Here is a 17,758-nt window from a genome sequence, read left to right on the forward strand (position 1 = left end):
TTTAATCGATGGCCTTTGTAGCTGCAAGATTACTTCTTTTTCCCGTTTATCAGGAATAATAAGATATAAAGATGGTAGGTTATCTGGAAAGGAGTAATAAAGATCAGTTAGTCTTAATATTCCGGAATAGATGGATGTGCTTTTTTCTACTTCAAAAGCACAGGTGATTTTATTTGAATCCTTCTCAAACCAAATTGCATCAATAAGCGTTATTGTTTTATAAGTGTCTTTATCAACATCTATTTCCGGAAACTTATCTACACAGATAAAAGACAGACTACTTCCATTGTGACATTTTGATCTATCATTTGATGCGGCAATAACATCATAACCAATTGAATTTCCGATAGTGAGGATGTGATGCTGCATTTCAGTATGAAGGTCTTCTTCCTCCATTTCGCTCACAACTTCTTTATGCCGTTTTTTAATTTTCTTTTCGATCTTTATTCGTTCTTCATCAGAAAGATGATCGTCACTTATCAGTAATTTCTTTTCACCAACATCAAATAGAAGCCCCGCAAAAGCACCTAAGTCGTTTGATAGTTCGGTCTTTAGTTCATCATTCTTCTCTATTATAACTTCTCTCATTCTGAGATATTCAGACCATGATCCGAGCTTCACTTTATCTTTGAAAAGAGCATTAAACCCATTAACAATAGCTGTGTTGCATGGAGGTATAATTGTAGGATGTAAAAAATATAAAATACTTGCAACTGCCGGACCTAACCCTTTAATTTTTCGTTGATCTAATAAAATTATTTCCTTAATTATTTGTTCTTCTTTTGTAGCATTTATGCACTTTTCTAGAAATTGACCAAATGCAATTTTATTTCCCTCATTCTCATAAATATCAGGTATTCGTAATTTAGGTTTCCAGTAAAATGGATGCGACGCACCTTTAAATACTTGCTTTTGTTCCGTGATACAGTTTAAAACAAATTCTAAAGATGAACCTTTGAAGTCATTTCCGAAATTTCCATCTTTTATATCCTGTATCACATCAAAAACGCCCCTCCGGATAGTTCGGAATGCTTTTAGACGCTCATCATTATTTACAAACCAGCTATTATAAACTGTCTCCTCATCACTTTTATAACCATCAATTATCGATTTCAAGTCTTGACTCATATTCCACTCTTTCTATTTGTTTTTGTTACATGACACCCAATAACCAGCCTTTTATTCTCATTTAAAGCGCGAGTTTTTTATTTTTTAAAAAATATTTCCCCCAGACAATCCAACCAAATAGCATTAACATAACCAAGTGCGATAGAGCTATAGCAGAACCCATAATTATATGAAAATACATTTTAATAAAGCTATTTTTATTTGGATTTGTTTTTTTGAATTCATTGATTTTTAACATCATCAGCCACCAATATTCGAAATTAGCTGGTATCCAACCAAATGAGCTGCTCGCATTTTGAAAACGATAGTCGTGGACTGCGGCTGGCTTCATAAACCAACCGCTGCTTTCACTAATACCAACAAGTAGCATTACCACAATTATTAATGATTCAAGCCACACTGGCGAACCACCCCATAATAATACAACAGCTGCAATAAACATAATTGCCACTTTGGGTACAGAAGATCCATCAACCGTCAACCCTTTTGGTAAACCCCGATTGAAGAAATTAAAATCCTCTGTCAGTGTATATTTTCTATTTCCTAACCCAAATTGCCTACCAGTGGTAAATTTCATAATTCCTCCTAAATTATTTTATATCTTGCTTTTATTCTAATCCTGCATAAAGAAATTACAATAAAAGCACAATAAAAGGGGACAGATTTATTTGATACCACAGACTCTGCTCAAAAAACCTCTGATCAAAACAAATAAATCTGTCCCCTTTCAGATCGTCCCTTTTCAGATCGAAATCCGCTAACCTGGATCGCCAGGATAGACGTATTCTTTTTTCATCTGTGCCAGTGCCTGTACCCGTCTGCGATCCAGTTCTTCACCCAGTTCTTTTCCTTGCCAGCCTTCATCAAGCAGTGCTTGGGTATCAATGGCTCTGACCGCCTCGCCGGCGGCTTGCAGATAATCGCCCTGCGGAAATTCCTTGTCCTCAAAACCGAGGCGACCGCGTGAATCGGCCTTGCAGGCGAGCAGGAAATCGCCTAGTCGTTGGGGTCGTCGAAAAATATCGGTGGCCTTTAATAGTTTTAACAGGGTTGCTGGGCGCAACTCGCAGGCGCGGTGATAATGCCCGTGATATTGTGTCACTACCTGTGCCAGTTCACGGTATTCGCGTGGTACCTTGAGTCGATCACAGAGTTGTTTTAACGGTGCTTCACCACGCCCTTCGTGGCCATGATGACTGGGCCATTCTTCTTTTGGGGTTAGTGCCTTGCCCAGGTCATGTACCAGGGCGGCAAAACGTATGGTGGTATTCTGGCTCAGACGCGCGGCTTGCTCTAGTACCATCATAGTGTGAATACCAGTATCCTCTTCCGGGTGATAATGCAGGGGTTGAGGTACACCAAACAGTGCCTCGATCTCGGGAAACAACACTGCCAATCCTCCGCAGGCGCGTAACACTTCAAAGAAGCGCATGGGTTCATCCTCGCCAAGTGCCTTTTCCATCTCCTTCCAGACCCGTTCGGCGACCAGGTAATCCGCCTCGCCCGAGCGAATCATATCCTGCATCAAGATATTGGTATCTTCGCTGACACGGAAACCCTGGCGTGCAAAACGGGCGGCAAAACGGGCAACGCGCAAGATACGCACGGGATCTTCGGCAAAAGCGGGAGAAACATGCCGCAGTGTTCCGTTACGCAAGTCGTCTTGTCCACCATAGGGATCAATCAACTCACCCTGGGGTGTCTCGACAATGGCGTTAATGGTTAGATCACGGCGTAACAAATCCTGTTCCAGCGTTACATCTGGGGCAGCATGCATGGTGAAGCCATGATAGCCGTGCCCACTCTTACGCTCGGTACGTGCTAATGCATATTCTTCGTGAGTCTCGGGATGCAGGAATACTGGAAAATCCTTGCCAACGGGACGATAACCCTGCGCCAGCATCTCTTCCGGGGTCGCACCCACCACCAACCAGTCACGCTCATGCACGGGGAGGCCTAACAGCTTATCGCGTACCGCACCTCCTACCAGATAAATTTTCATTGAGCCTCTGTTTGTAATAATTTAAAAATATCTATGGTGCGAGATACGCACCCTTTTGTTTTTCTCCAACGTGCCGTCGGGTTCTCCACGCGCATAATCAAGCGGCTGTAACTCCAACTCAATTTGCTACACACCGTGTAGCAAATCTCTCAATCGGGGTAGATAAGGTAAAACCGTCGAAAACTTCTTAAATTTGCATCATTCATTACCATTATGGATCCCCGCATTCGCGAGGCTGACACAAACCATGGTGCGTAATACGCACCCTACCGCTCTTTTATAGTAGGATAACCACATAGGGCATATTCATCCAGCTATTGAGAACAAAAACATGTCACTCAAGTCAATTAATCCTGCTGATGGTAACACCATCGAGACGCCGACAGCGCATACGGCGTTACAGATGGAATACGCTATTGAACAGGCGCATCAAGCCTTCCCTGAGTGGTCAACGACTCACCTGGATCAACGCTGTCGCTATCTGCATGAGATTGCCCTGGCTCTGCGTAACAAAAAGGAAGAACTGGCACGACTCTGCACCCTGGAGATGGGTAAGCTATATAAGGAGTCGCTGGCGGAGATCGAGAAGTGCGCCCAGGGCTGCGAATATTATGCTGATCATGGTGCAGAATTTCTTGCCCATGAGGCCATTGCCAGTGATGCGGGTAACAGTTACATCCGCTATCAGGCAATGGGCACCATACTGGCGGTGATGCCCTGGAACTTTCCCTTCTGGCAAGTCTTCCGTTTTGCTGCACCCGCACTACTGGCGGGTAACACTATCGTGCTCAAACATGCCTCTAATGTGCCTCAGTGCGCGCTTGCTATTGAACAGATCATCCGTTCTACAGGTATACCCTACGATGTTTTCCACACGCTGCTAATCCCGTCTAGCTGGGTGGCAAGAGTGATTGCTGACCCGCGTATCCATGCCATTACCCTCACCGGTAGCGAGGCGGCGGGACGTGCCGTGGCTGGCGTGGCGGCACAACACTTGAAAAAAACAGTACTGGAACTGGGTGGTTCTGATCCGTTCGTGGTACTGGATGATGCCGACCTGGATCTGGCGGTAAAAAATGCTGTGTTATCACGCTTCATGAATGCCGGACAAAGCTGTATTGCGGCGAAACGCTTTATCCTCGTTGAGGCTATTGCCGATGAATTTATCAGGCGCTTCAAACAGGCGGTGGAGGTATTGATACCCGGCGACCCCATGCAGGAGGGCACTACCCTGGCACCGATGTCACGTCACGATTTACGCGATGAACTGCATGAACAGGTGCTTGATGCACTGAGCAAGGGTGCCATTGCGGTGGCGGGTTGTCTGCCGGGAGCAGGAAATGGTGCCTTTTATCAAGCCTCGATCCTGGATCGAGTGATACCGGGAATGCGTGCATACGATGAAGAGCTATTTGGCCCGGTCGCCATTATCCTGCGTGCCAGCGATGAGATCGAGGCCATGCAACTCGCTAATAATACCCGCTTTGGTCTCGGTGGCAGTATCTGGACCCAGGATAAGGTGCGTGGTGAAAAACTGGCACATCAGTTGCAGTGCGGTGCAGCCTTTGTTAATGGTATGGTCAAAAGCGACCCACGCCTACCCTTTGGCGGCATCAAGGACTCGGGTTATGGCCGGGAACTATCACGCTACGGCCTGTACGAGTTCATGAATATTCGTACAATATGGATTCGTTAAAAACGCTTAATCCTGAATAAGCTATAAAAATTATTCATTTATGCGTAAAATCCCTACATAACATGATAACACTAGACAATATCTTTTTAGTTGGCCCTATGGGCGCAGGAAAATCAACCATTGGCAAGCAGCTTGCGCGTGCCTTGCATCTTGATTTTGTTGACAGTGATCGTGAGATCGAGAAGCGCACCGGTGTCGATATCCCGCTCATCTTTGAGCTTGAGGGTGAAACCGGCTTCCGCAAGCGTGAGGCTACGGTTATTGATCAACTCACTCAGCAAAATAAACTCATACTGGCAACGGGTGGCGGTGCAGTGCTGGATAAAAATAACCGCTCCTATCTATCCGGGCGTGGCTATATCATTTACCTGCAAACCTCGGTTGATCAGCAGGTTAAACGCACCTCCCGAGACACCAAACGGCCCCTGCTAAAGACAGACAACCCGCGCCAGAGGCTACAGGATCTAATGGATATCCGTGACCCTCTTTATCGTGAGATCGCCGATCTGGTGGTCGACACCGATGGGCTCTCGGTCAAGACTGTCACCCTCAACATCCTCAAACAGATTGATTCCAGTTGGGATAATCAACAGAGTTAAATACACATGAAGACCTTACACGTTGAACTTGGTGAACGTAGCTATCCGATTTATATCGGGCCTGACCTGCTCACGCAAGGTGAATTAATCAAACCCCACCTGAAGGGTAATCAACTATTAATTGTTAGCAATGAGACCGTTGCCCCCCTCTATCTGAAGAAACTCCAGAGTGCTCTTGCCGGTATCCCGCATGAGGTTCTGATCCTGCCGGATGGTGAGGTCTACAAGACTCTGGAAACCGCCAACAAGATCTACACCGCATTACTGGAACACCGTTTTAATCGTAACTGTACCCTGATTGCACTCGGTGGTGGCGTAATCGGGGATATTACCGGATTTGCTGCCGCCAGCTATCAACGCGGGGTCGCCTTTATCCAGATCCCGACCACCCTGCTGGCACAGGTGGATTCCTCGGTCGGGGGCAAAACCGGCGTTAATCACCCACTGGGCAAGAATATGATTGGTGCCTTCCATCAGCCTCAATGCGTGTTAGCCGACACCAGCACATTGAACACGCTGGAAGATAATCAACTCGCCTCCGGTATTGCCGAGGTGATCAAATATGGCTTGATTCGTGACCCGGAATTCCTGCAATGGATAGAACAACATATTGAGGACATCCGTAATCGCGACCCGCATGCCTTGAGTTATGCCATTGAGCGCTCCTGCCAGAACAAGGCCGATGTGGTCGCTGCCGATGAACGGGAAGGCGGGCAACGAGCCCTGCTCAATCTTGGCCATACCTTTGGTCATGCCATTGAAACGGGTATGGGCTACGGTACCTGGCTACACGGTGAGGCCGTTGCCACCGGCATGTTAATGGCTGCCGACCTGTCAGCACGACAGGGCTGGATCAGCCAACAGGATGTCACGCGTGTGCGCAAGCTGCTTCTCGCCTCACGCCTACCGATAAAAAGCCCCGCCGAGATGGATATTGATCGCTTTATGGAATTGATGGCGGTCGATAAAAAGGTGCTCAATGGCGTGTTACGTCTGGTGTTACTCAAGACCATGGGTAACGCCATTATCAGTGATGATTTTAATCCACAATATCTGCAACAGACCCTGAGTGAGATATGAAACCATCGACCGTAACCTCACCCCTGCAGACACTCGCTGACTACGCTAGTCTAGGTAGCGAATCACGCGGCCGTCGCCATGAGGAACCCTCCCCATCCTATCGTGATGAGTTTCAACGCGACCGGGATCGCATCATTCATTCCGGTTCCTTTCGTCGACTGGAATACAAGACCCAGGTATTTGTCAACCATGAAGGTGATCTATTTCGCACGCGTCTAACCCACTCCATCGAGGTGGCTCAAATTGCCCGTTCCATCGCTCGCGCACTTCGGCTTAACGAGGATCTCACCGAGGCCATCGCCCTGGCGCATGATCTCGGTCACACCCCATTTGGTCATGCTGGGCAGGATGCGCTTAACCACTGCATGAAGGAATATGGCGGCTTTGAACATAACCTGCAATCACTGCGCGTGGTCGATAAACTGGAAGAGCACTATGCCGAGTTCCAGGGACTTAACCTGACCTTTGAAAGCCGTGAAGGCATCCTCAAACATTGTTCCATGGATCATGCACGGGCACTGGGTGAGATTGGCGAACGCTTTATAAACAAGACCCAACCCAGCCTGGAGGCTCAGTTAACCAATCTTGCCGATGAGATCGGTTATAACAACCATGATGTCGATGATGGCCTGCGCTCCGGCCTGATCACGATTGATGATCTGGCGGAGGTAGAAATATTTCAACAACAATACGAGATTGTACGTGCCAAATATCCTCAATTAAATCTGCGTCGCACCATCCACGAGATTGTCCGACGCATGATTAATTGCCTGGTGGTTGATCTCATCGAAACCAGCATACAGAATCTGGCAGAGGCTCAACCGGTCGATAGCCAGGCCGTTCGCCAACAGACTCAAGCACTGATCAGCTTTAGCCCGGCAATGAAGCAACAGAGTCTGCAACTCAAACAATTTTTACGCAAAAACCTGTATCGTCATTATCGTGTACTACGCATGAGCAGCAAGGCTACACGCGTATTACGCAAGTTGTTTGATGCCTTCATGGACGAGCCGGAATTACTCCCTGTCGATGCCTGGCAACAGACCCAAAAACTACAACAGTTATCCGGCACACCCGGTATGGCGCGCGCCATTGCTGACTATATCGCAGGTATGACCGACCGTTATGCCATCACCGAATATGAACGCATCTATAACCCGCGTGAACTCACCTGAATGCGCATCTATCTACAACTTCAGGCATCACCCGATCAGGCCCCTAAATTTTATCAGCTCTCCCTGCATGAGGATCTACTGGATGGCTGGAATCTAACACGCGAGTGGGGCTATCAGGGAAACCGTGGAAGCAACCGACATGAACACTTTAACAGCCATGAAGAAGCTCAGACTGCCATGCTAAAAATACGCGACAAACAGATCCAGAATGGCTTTCGAGTGGTCTTTATTCAGGGGCAGGAACAACCATGATTCAGTATATTGAACAACTGGAACTGGCACTTAATCGAACGGGCCGCGCCTCCGACTTTTGTTCTACTGCAACCTTGCAACAGCATCTGGATCTACTCACCCACCTGTTACAGTTTAGCGAGCTATTACTCTACATCAATGGCCCTGACGGAATTGGCAAGAGCACTCTGGTACAACAGTTTATTAACAAAGCGCATGAAAACTGGCGTATCTGTCTGTTAAATGCACAGGATATCCAGACCCCGCAGCGATTAATCCAGCAGCTCATTAACCAGTTTGATCTCCCCTCACTGAGCGAACATGAGTCACCCGAGATCCACTTGATTCAATATTTTAATAAGCTGCAACAGGCCGCCCAACTCCCCGTCATTATCATTGACGACGCCGAGCAACTGGATCTGGACACACTGAAGACACTCTTTCATCTCGCACCCAATCTGGCCGACACCCTGAGTTCCGTACGTATCCTGCTGATTGGCAATCAAAAACTAAAGAAAAAACTCGCTAAAAGTGGTCTTTATGATGATAACAACCCACCTCTTCACGAGGTCGAACTCACCACACTGGATGAGAAACAAACCGCAGACTACCTGAAACAGCGCCTTAATAGCGCTAATTTAACCGGTGAACTCCCGTTCTCTGATCGAGAAATACACCTGATTCATCAGGAATCCGAGGGTATCCCACAGCAAATCCACCAACGTGCCATACACCATTATCACCAAAAAATGCTGAGCTCAGTCAAACTCAAAAACGAAGAAGAACCCACAAAATTCCCCATCACTAAAAAATACATACTCATTACATTCGCTATCGCACTATTATCCCCTCTGCTTTGGTGGCAGGACAGTATTAATCAATTTTTTAGCGGCACCGACAACACAACCCCGAAGCACCAACAACAACGGGAGATAGCACTACCCCGAGCCGACCGCAGTATTCTCGAAATAACACAAATGGCTCCTCCGGCAAAAAAGCAGGTGAGGACAGATCCAGCACCCCAGTCCACAGCCTCGAAAAAGCCGCGATCAAGTCACCACGACACCCCGATAGAACACGATAAAACCGATTTAAATCAACTTGTTGAACCCAAAAAAGCAATCATCATTGAACCTCCGGTAACAATCACGCCCGTGCAACCATTAGCCAGCTCCATTGCTGAACAGGTCAAGCCAGTGCCCACACCCGAGACAGAGAAAACCGTCACAGACGATCACCCCTCAAATGAAGTAGTACTACAGCCCCCGGAGTGGTTGTTACAACAAAACCCAACCCACTACACGCTGCAACTACTCAGTGCGAGGAAGCAAAGCTCCATACTTGATTTTTCAAAAAAATACAATGATATACAATATCTTGCACACTTCAACCATACGGTAAAAGGGCGCCAATGGCATGTTATCACCGCCGGCATCTATCCCTCACGCGTTGCTGCCAAAAAGGCCATCCTGACCCTGCCCAAGGCTCTGCAGGCCAATCAACCCTGGCCACGTCGGCTATCCGCCATTCAACAGGCAATCCACAAAAACTCCCCCGAATCCATCCCCTCGGATTGAACACAAGCCTGCACAGGGCTATACTGGTCGACCTTTTGCCCTGAGGCACATTGCGCTCGATGAAAAAATCATATCCCGGTGGGCTCTATAAGCCTGAATTCGAAAAAGGCAGTTGTGGCTTTGGCCTCATTGCCCAAATGGACAACAAACCGAGTCATTGGCTGGTGCAGACCGCTATTGATGCCCTCGGGCGGCTGACACACCGTGGTGCCGTTGCCGCCGATGGCAAGAGTGGCGATGGTTGTGGTCTGTTAATGAATATCCCGGATGCCTTTATCCGCAAGAGCGCAGCCGATGCCGGCATTAAACTGGATGATCAGTTTGCTGTGGGCATGGTCTTTCTGAATACCGATACTGCTCTGGCTGATAAGGCACGCATACAACTGCAACAATCCCTGCAACTGGAAGGTCTGATCTTTGCTGGCTGGCGACCCGTTCCAACCAACCCGGAGGCCTGTGGCCCCGAGGCACTCAAAACCTTGCCCGTGATTGAACAGGTATTGGTTAATATCCCGGCCGATATGAATAATGCCGATGCCGAGCGACACCTGTATATTGCCCGTCGCCGGGCAGAGAATGCCTTATGCGAAGATGACAGCACCTTCTATGTCCCTAGCCTGTCGACCCACGTTATCTCTTATAAAGGTCTGGTGATGCCGGATAACCTGCCGGTCTTCTACACCGATCTGCAGAGTGACGAACTGACCTCATCACTGGCGGTATTCCATCAGCGTTTCTCCACCAATACCTGGCCTGAATGGCGACTGGCTCAACCCTTCCGCTACCTGGCACATAACGGTGAAATCAATACCGTACGCGGCAACCGTAACTGGTCGGTGGCGCGCAGCTTCAAGTTCAAGACTCCATTAATCCCTGATATGTCGGCGGTACGCCCTTGGGTATCAATGGATAGCTCAGATTCCTGTAGCATGGATAATATGCTGGAGGCACTGCTGGCAGGTGGCATGGATATCTTCCGTGCCATGCGTTTACTGGTACCGCCCGCCTGGCAGAATGTTCAGCACATGGACTCTGATCTGCGCGCCTTCTATGAATACAGCTCCATGCACATGGAACCCTGGGATGGGCCTGCTGGCATCGTACTGACCGATGGTCGTTATGCCGCCTGCACCCTGGATCGTAATGGTCTGCGTCCGGCGCGTTATGTCATCACTAATGATCGTCACATCACGCTGGCATCCGAGATCGGTGTCTACGATTACAAACCCGAAGATGTGGTTGAGAAGGGTCGTCTCAAGCCAGGGCAGATGCTGGCAGTGGACACCCATACCGGCAAAATCATGCGACCGGAGGATGTTGATAACCACCTGAAATCACGCCATCCCTACCAACAGTGGTTGAAGGAACATACCCAGCACCTGACCACCTGTCTCAATACTGAGAAGAAAGATTCTCAGGCGATGGATGAAGAACAATTTCAGGCCTATCAGAAGCTCTTCCAGGTCAGTTTCGAGGAGCGTGATCAGGTCTTGCGTGTACTCGCTGAAGTCGGTCAGGAAGCCACTGGCTCCATGGGTGACGATACCCCCATCGCGGTACTCACCCAAACCTTGCGTTCGCCGTATGATTATTTCCGCCAACAATTTGCCCAGGTCACCAATCCGCCGATTGACCCGATCCGAGAGCAGGTGGTGATGTCACTGGAGACCTGTCTGGGACAAGAGCGTAACCTGTTTGAAGAGACTGCGGATCATGCCGCGCGTATGCTCATCAATTCACCCGTATTGTCACATACCAAATTCCAGCGTCTACAGGCGATACAAGACCCGCAATATGCCTCAGTACAACTACAACTTGCCTGTTCGCTGGATAGCGACCTGAAGACCGCGTTGAACGATCTATGTGATCAGGCGGTTGCTGCCGTCCGCGCTGGCAAGGTGGTTATTGTCCTGTCTGACCGTGATCTGACCGCACAGCAACTCCCCATCCACGCCTTACTGGCGACCGGTGCAATCCACCACCGCCTGATTGATGAAGGGCTGCGTTGTGATTCCAACCTGATTATTGAGACTGCCAGTGCGCGTGATCCACACCACTTCGCTTGCCTGTTAGGTTATGGTGCCACCGCTATTTATCCCTACATGGCGTATGAGTGCCTGCGTGACATGAGCGTCACCGGTGAGATCAGTGCCAACAGTCATGCCGATGTTATGTTGCGCTACCGCAAAGGCATCAACAAGGGTCTACTCAAGATCATCTCCAAGATGGGCATCTCGACCATTGCCAGCTATCGTGGCTCACAATTATTTGAATCTGTGGGTCTCAATGACGAGGTCGTCAAACTGTGTTTCAAAGGCACCACCAACCGTATCCAGGGCAGCACCTTTGCTGACCTTGAAAAGGATCAAAGAGCACTGCTGAAAAAGGCCTGGAACCGAGGCAAGACAATCGACCAGGGTGGGCTGTTGAAATTCGTCCATGGTGGTGAAGCGCATGCCTATAATCCTGATGTTGTTCAATCGCTGCAAGCGGCTGTTAAGAGTGGTGAATACAGCGATTATCAGGTCTATGCCAAACACGTCAACCAGCGTGCGCCACTGGCTATTCGTGACTTGTTAAAACTGCGCAGTGATCTCAAGCCCATTGCCATTGATGAGGTTGAAGCAGCAGAAGAGATTTATAAGCGCTTTGATAGTGCCGCCATGTCTCTTGGTGCCTTATCACCTGAATCACATGAGACCTTAGCCGAGGCAATGAATCGCCTCGGTGGTCGTTCCAACTCCGGTGAAGGGGGTGAGGATGCCGCACGCTACGGCACAGTAAAACGCTCCAAGATCAAACAGATTGCCTCTGGCCGTTTCGGTGTAACCCCAGCCTATCTCGCCAGTGCCGAGGTGTTACAGATCAAGGTTGCCCAGGGTGCAAAACCCGGTGAAGGCGGTCAACTACCGGGTGACAAGGTGAATGAACTGATTGCCCGACTGCGCCACTGCAAGACCGGCGTGTCACTGATCTCACCCCCACCGCACCATGATATTTACTCAATCGAGGATCTGGCACAACTGATCTTCGACCTCAAGCAGGTCAACCCGGATGCACTGGTGTCAGTGAAACTGGTTGCTGAAGCGGGTGTCGGTACCATTGCCGCCGGTGTTGCCAAGGCTTATGCCGATCTCATCACCATCTCCGGCCATGATGGCGGCACCGGTGCATCACCACTCACCAGTGTCAGATATGCGGGCAGCCCATGGGAACTCGGCCTCACCGAGACCCATCAAATCCTGCGTGCCAATGATCTACGTGACAAGGTACGCATACAGACTGATGGCGGCCTCAAGACTGGACTGGATGTTATCAAGGCCGCCATCCTCGGTGCCGAAAGTTTTGCTTTTGGTACCGGGCCGATGGTGGCCATGGGCTGTAAGTATCTGCGCATCTGTCATCTTAATAACTGCGCCACCGGTATTGCCACCCAGAATGCGGTACTGCGTGACAAACATTTCCACGGTCAGGTCGAGATGGTGATGAACTACTTCCGCTTCATTACCCAGGAGACGCGTGAGTGGATGGCATCATTAGGTGTCAGTAAACTACAGGATCTAATTGGTCGCACCGATCTACTGGAGATTGTCAGTGGTGTCACTGAGAAACAGACCCATCTGGATCTCACCCCCATCCTGAGTGATGCGGGCATTGCCCATGACAAGCCTCAATTCTGTACTGCGGCGAAGAACGAACCCTTCGACAAGGGTGAGCTGGCCGAACAGATGGTGGCCGATGCGATAGCCAATATTGAGGCAAAGACGGCGGCTGAATTCAGTTATAAGGTACGCAACACCGAACGCTCCATTGGTGCGCGTTTATCCGGTGAGATTGCCAAACGCCACGGTGATAGTGGTATGGCCGACACCCCTATTACCCTGCACCTGACCGGCACCGCTGGACAGAGCTTTGGCGTGTGGAATGCCGGTGGTCTACACCTCTATCTTGAGGGTGATGCCAATGACTATGTGGGTAAAGGCATGGCGGGTGGCAAGCTGGTTATCCGCCCACCACAGGGGAGTCAATTCAACAGCCAGGAAACCACGATTATTGGTAACACCTGCCTGTATGGTGCAACCAATGGTACCCTCTATGCAGCGGGTACTGCGGGTGAGCGTTTTGCCGTGCGTAATTCCGGTGCCAGTGCCGTTATTGAAGGTGCCGGCGATCACTGTTGTGAATATATGACCGGCGGTATCGTCACCGTACTGGGTGCCACGGGCATCAACTTCGGTGCCGGTATGACGGGTGGTTTTGCCTATGTGCTGGATGAAGACTATAGCTTTGTCGATAACTACAACCATGAGCTGATCGATATCCACCGTATTACTACCGAAAACATGGAAGGCCATCGGGAGCACCTACTACAGGTGATTACCGACTATACCGCCGAGACCGGAAGTGCCTGGGGGCAATACCTGCTGGATCACTTTATGGATAAGTTGGGTCGCTTCTGGCTGGTTAAACCCAAGGCGGCTGAACTCAATCAACTGCTGGAAGACCTGCACCATTGTGCATCTTGATAGAGGTTCCCTATGAGCAATAATTTTCAATTCATACAGGTTCCACGTATTGACCCTGCTAAGAAAAAGGCTGATGAACGCATCAAGGAATTCGCTGAGATCTATGCTCAGTTTGATAAAAATGCGGTGCAGGCACAGGCCGATCGCTGTATCGCCTGTGGCAACCCCTATTGTGAATGGCGTTGTCCGGTTCATAACTACATCCCCAACTGGTTAAAACTGGTTGCTGAAGGCAATCTGTTCCAGGCCGCCGAGCTCTCACACCAGACCAATAGCCTGCCCGAGATCTGTGGCCGGGTATGCCCACAGGATCGCCTCTGTGAAGGCGCCTGCACCCTGAATGATGAGTTTGGCGCAGTTACCATTGGTGCTATCGAAAAATACATTACCGATAGCGCACTGGCTCAGGGCTGGAAACCGGATATGTCGAAGGTGGTAAAAACCGATAAACGTGTTGCCATCATCGGTGCTGGCCCCGCCGGTCTGGCCTGCGCTGATATCCTGGTACGCAACGGTATCAGCCCTGTGGTCTATGATCGTAATCCCGAGATTGGTGGTCTGCTCACCTTTGGTATCCCCGCCTTCAAGCTGGAAAAAGAGATCATCAAGAAACGCCGTGCGATACAGGAAGAGATGGGCGTAGAATTCCGCCTGAACATCGAGATTGGCAAGGACATCAGTTTCCAGTCCATCGAAGATGAATACGATGCCGTATTCCTTGGCATGGGCACCTACAACTACATGAAGGGTGGTTTTCCGGGTGAGGATCTGGCGGGTGTCTATGAGGCACTGCCCTATCTCATCTCCAATACCCGTCAACAGATGGGCATTGATAATGAATTTATCGACCTGAAGGACAAACGCGTAGTGGTACTCGGTGGCGGTGATACCGCGATGGACTGTAATCGTACTGCGATTCGCCAGCAGGCAACGAGTGTTAACTGTGCCTATCGTCGTGATGAAGCGAATATGCCGGGCTCAAAACGCGAGGTCAATAATGCCCGCGAAGAAGGCGTGCAATTTCTGTGGAACCGCCAACCGATTGAGATTATTGGTGAGCATAAGGTTGAAGGCATCAAGGTTGTCACTACCCAACTGAGTGAGCCCGATGCACAAGGTCGTCGTGTCCCTGAGCCGGTGCCCGGCTCTGAGGAGATCATCGCTGCCGATGCGGTTATTGTTGCCTTTGGTTTTCGCCCCAGCCCTGCCGACTGGTTTGACGCATCCAATATTAAACTGGATAAGCGCCAACGTGTTATTGCACCTGCTGAGGCTGAGTTTGCCTATCAGACTAACAACCCCAAGGTGTTTGCCGGTGGTGATATGGTGCGTGGGTCTGACTTGGTGGTGACGGCTGTATTTGAGGGGCGCGAGGCGGCTGGTGGGATTATTGATTATTTGAATATATAAACATTATTACGATGGTTCTTTTTGCAAGATCGAGACAGGTATTACTCCTCTTTCTCAGAGACACGCCGTAAATACATCCATGTAGGCTCCATGCCCGCGTCCATGCGGGCAAGGGTCTCTGAGAAAGAGGAGTAATACCTGCCTCTTGAGTGAACATGAGTGAACAAAAGAGCATTGAAAGACTATGACAAAACTTAAGAACGACCGTTTCATTCGTGCCCTGTTACGCCAGCCTGTTGATGCCACTCCGGTATGGATGATGCGTCAGGCGGGACGCTATCTACCCGAGTACCGTGCCGTACGCGAGAAGGCGGGGGATTTTATGACCCTGTGCAGCACCCCGGAACTCGCCTGCGAGGTCACGCTGCAACCACTGGAACGCTTTCCACTGGATGCCGCCATCCTGTTTTCAGACATCCTGACCATACCCGATGCCATGGGGCTGGGTCTATATTTTGTGGAAGGTGAGGGCCCTAAATTCAAGAACCCGGTACGCACTGCGGCTGAAATCAAGGCACTACCGATACCCGACCCTGAGGATGAACTAGGCTATGTAATGGATGCCGTGCGTCTAATTCGTAAGGAGCTCGATGGTCGTGTGCCACTGATCGGTTTTTCCGGCAGCCCGTGGACGTTGGCTACCTACATGGTTGAGGGTAGTAGCAGTAAAGACTTCGCCCGTATCAAGGGTATGCTCTACGATGAACCGGCGCTATTACATCAATTACTAGAGACCATTAGCGAGTCCGTGATTCTCTATCTCAATGCGCAGATTCAGGCCGGTGCCCAAGCGGTGATGATCTTCGACACCTGGGGTGGCTCACTCAGCCCACAGTGCTATCGAGACTTCTCCCTGCAATATATGGAAAAGATTGTTAATGCCCTGCAACGCGAATATGAGGGCAATAAGGTCCCCGTAACCCTGTTTACCAAGGGTGGCGGACAATGGCTGGAGGCGATGGCCGATACCGGTGTCGACGCACTGGGACTGGACTGGACGACATCACTAGATGATGCCCGCCAACGGGTGGGGGATCGAGTCGCCCTACAAGGTAATCTTGACCCCTCTGTGTTGTATGCCTCCCCGGAGCGTATCGAACAAGAGGTCGAACGGGTATTAAATGAATTCGGCCCACATGATGGCCATGTCTTCAATCTTGGCCACGGCATCCATCCCGGCGTTAACCCCGAACATGCCGGTGCCATGATTGATGCCGTTCATCGCTTGAGTAAAATTTCAAGGGGTCAGAGCTCTTGAAATTATGGTTCCCATGCTCCTGCGTGAAAACCCAATCGCTTAAATAAAGGTCTGTGGTACGCGCTTAAAGGGACACAGCTAAAAACCAGCTATGGCCCCATTTTGGAGTGATACAGGCAGGAGGCAACTTTTTAGCTTGGCACAAGCCGGGGACAAATTTCAAGAGCTCTGACCCCTTGAAATTTTTATCCCCGCAATTCACTCAACAAAGAATCTATCATCTGTCTTGCCTGTGAGACATAGGCTCCGCCAAACAGGTTAACGTGATTCAGGATATGGTAAAGGTTATACAGGGTCTTACGCACTGAATAACCGGCATCCAGGGGATAACAGGCCTGATAAGCGGAGTAAAAATCCGGACTGAAACCACCGAATAACTCGGTCATTGCAATATCCGCTTCCCTGTCCCCGTAATACACCGCTGGATCATAGATTACAGGCACCCCACCGACAGCAAAAGAATAATTGCCCGACCAGAGATCACCGTGCAACAGCGAGGGAAGAGGTTGATAATCGGTAAAAAAGGTGCCCAGCTCCTCCATCAGTTTATAGCCTGACTGCAACAAGCCCCGATCACTGGCACTCGCTTCCAGTAGATTCAGCTGATAACCCAGCCGTTGTTGCTGCCAAAGGCTTACCCAGTCATCCGTCCATTGGTTGGATTGCGGTGTTGAACCAATAAAATTAGCCCGCTGCCAACCAAAACGGGGCTGCTGAACACGGTGCATGGCGGCTAACTGTTCCGCTAATAACGTCATTGAACCGGCTCGGCTATTAAAAGAGAGTGCCTCCAGCACCAGAAAGGAGAACTGACCACTAACGCCGGTACCAATCGGTTTAGGCACTCTGATTGTTGCACTGGCAGCAATCTCATCCAGACCTGTCGCCTCGGCCTCAAACATATCCAGCAAACTGGCCTGGTTATACTTGATGAAATAATCCTCGTTAGTGCAGTGGAGGATAGCCGCTTGATTGATACAACCACCGCCCATTGACTCAAAACTCTTAATCTCAATGGGTTTGCTAAGGGATGCTGATATCTGTTGTGCAAGCTGATGGATTAATTTTTTGTGCAT

Annotated in this window: 13 protein-coding genes; 9 read left to right on the forward strand and 4 right to left on the reverse strand. The window is 49.7% G+C overall.

Annotated elements, in window-relative coordinates; translation table 11 throughout:
• From GXP22_00560 to GXP22_00570, 3 genes are all read right to left on the reverse strand, one after another.
• A partial coding sequence (locus GXP22_00560; protein NOX07977.1) for a hypothetical protein occupies positions 1-1,128 on the reverse strand: 1,128 nt, incomplete at its 3' end.
• A 61-nt stretch (positions 1,129-1,189) separates the two neighbouring features.
• Entirely contained in the window at positions 1,190-1,705 is a 516-nt protein-coding gene (locus GXP22_00565; protein NOX07978.1) for a hypothetical protein, read from the reverse strand.
• 180 nt (positions 1,706-1,885) lie between these two features.
• A complete protein-coding gene (locus GXP22_00570; protein ID NOX07979.1) occupies positions 1,886-3,130 on the reverse strand; it encodes a multifunctional CCA addition/repair protein in 1,245 nt (414 codons plus the stop codon).
• Positions 3,131-3,461: 331 nt separating this feature from the next.
• Between GXP22_00570 and GXP22_00575 the strand changes: the two genes are divergently transcribed.
• The 9 genes from GXP22_00575 (at position 3,462) to hemE (ending at position 16,682) form a co-directional block, all read left to right on the forward strand.
• The gene (locus tag GXP22_00575) at positions 3,462-4,826 is read left to right on the forward strand and encodes an NAD-dependent succinate-semialdehyde dehydrogenase (protein ID NOX07980.1); all 1,365 of its coding nucleotides are present in this window, start codon (positions 3,462-3,464) and stop codon (positions 4,824-4,826) included.
• A gap of 62 nt (positions 4,827-4,888) precedes the next feature.
• Complete coding sequence (aroK, locus tag GXP22_00580) at positions 4,889-5,425, forward strand: shikimate kinase AroK (protein ID NOX07981.1); 537 nt, start codon at positions 4,889-4,891, stop codon at positions 5,423-5,425.
• Between the two features lie 6 nt (positions 5,426-5,431).
• Positions 5,432-6,505, forward strand: a complete 1,074-nt coding sequence (gene aroB / locus GXP22_00585; protein NOX07982.1) for a 3-dehydroquinate synthase — start codon at positions 5,432-5,434, stop codon at positions 6,503-6,505.
• 23 nt (positions 6,506-6,528) lie between these two features.
• Entirely contained in the window at positions 6,529-7,680 is a 1,152-nt protein-coding gene (locus GXP22_00590) for a deoxyguanosinetriphosphate triphosphohydrolase (GenBank protein NOX07983.1), read from the forward strand.
• Positions 7,681-7,932 (forward strand): WGR domain-containing protein, encoded by a 252-nt coding sequence (locus GXP22_00595; protein ID NOX07984.1) that lies wholly within the window; start codon positions 7,681-7,683, stop codon positions 7,930-7,932. It abuts the gene before it with no gap.
• Positions 7,929-9,488: an AAA family ATPase gene (locus GXP22_00600; GenBank protein NOX07985.1), complete on the forward strand. Its 1,560-nt coding sequence runs from the start codon at positions 7,929-7,931 to the stop codon at positions 9,486-9,488. Before GXP22_00595 ends, GXP22_00600 begins: the two co-directional genes overlap by 4 nt.
• Before the next feature lie 59 nt (positions 9,489-9,547).
• Positions 9,548-14,014 (forward strand): glutamate synthase large subunit, encoded by a 4,467-nt coding sequence (gltB, locus tag GXP22_00605; protein NOX07986.1) that lies wholly within the window; start codon positions 9,548-9,550, stop codon positions 14,012-14,014.
• Between the two features lie 12 nt (positions 14,015-14,026).
• On the forward strand, positions 14,027-15,424 hold the full coding sequence (locus GXP22_00610; GenBank protein ID NOX07987.1) for an FAD-dependent oxidoreductase: 1,398 nt from the start codon (positions 14,027-14,029) through the stop codon (positions 15,422-15,424).
• A 184-nt stretch (positions 15,425-15,608) separates the two neighbouring features.
• Positions 15,609-16,682, forward strand: coding sequence for a uroporphyrinogen decarboxylase (hemE, locus tag GXP22_00615; protein NOX07988.1), 1,074 nt, complete (start codon positions 15,609-15,611; stop codon positions 16,680-16,682).
• Between the two features lie 185 nt (positions 16,683-16,867).
• Here hemE and GXP22_00620 read toward each other — a convergent pair whose 3' ends face one another.
• On the reverse strand, positions 16,868-17,758 hold the full coding sequence (locus GXP22_00620) for a fructosamine kinase family protein (protein ID NOX07989.1): 891 nt from the start codon (positions 17,756-17,758) through the stop codon (positions 16,868-16,870).

The sequence above is a fragment of the Gammaproteobacteria bacterium genome, assembly GCA_013151035.1.
GTDB lineage: Bacteria > Pseudomonadota > Gammaproteobacteria > JAADJB01 > JAADJB01 > JAADJB01.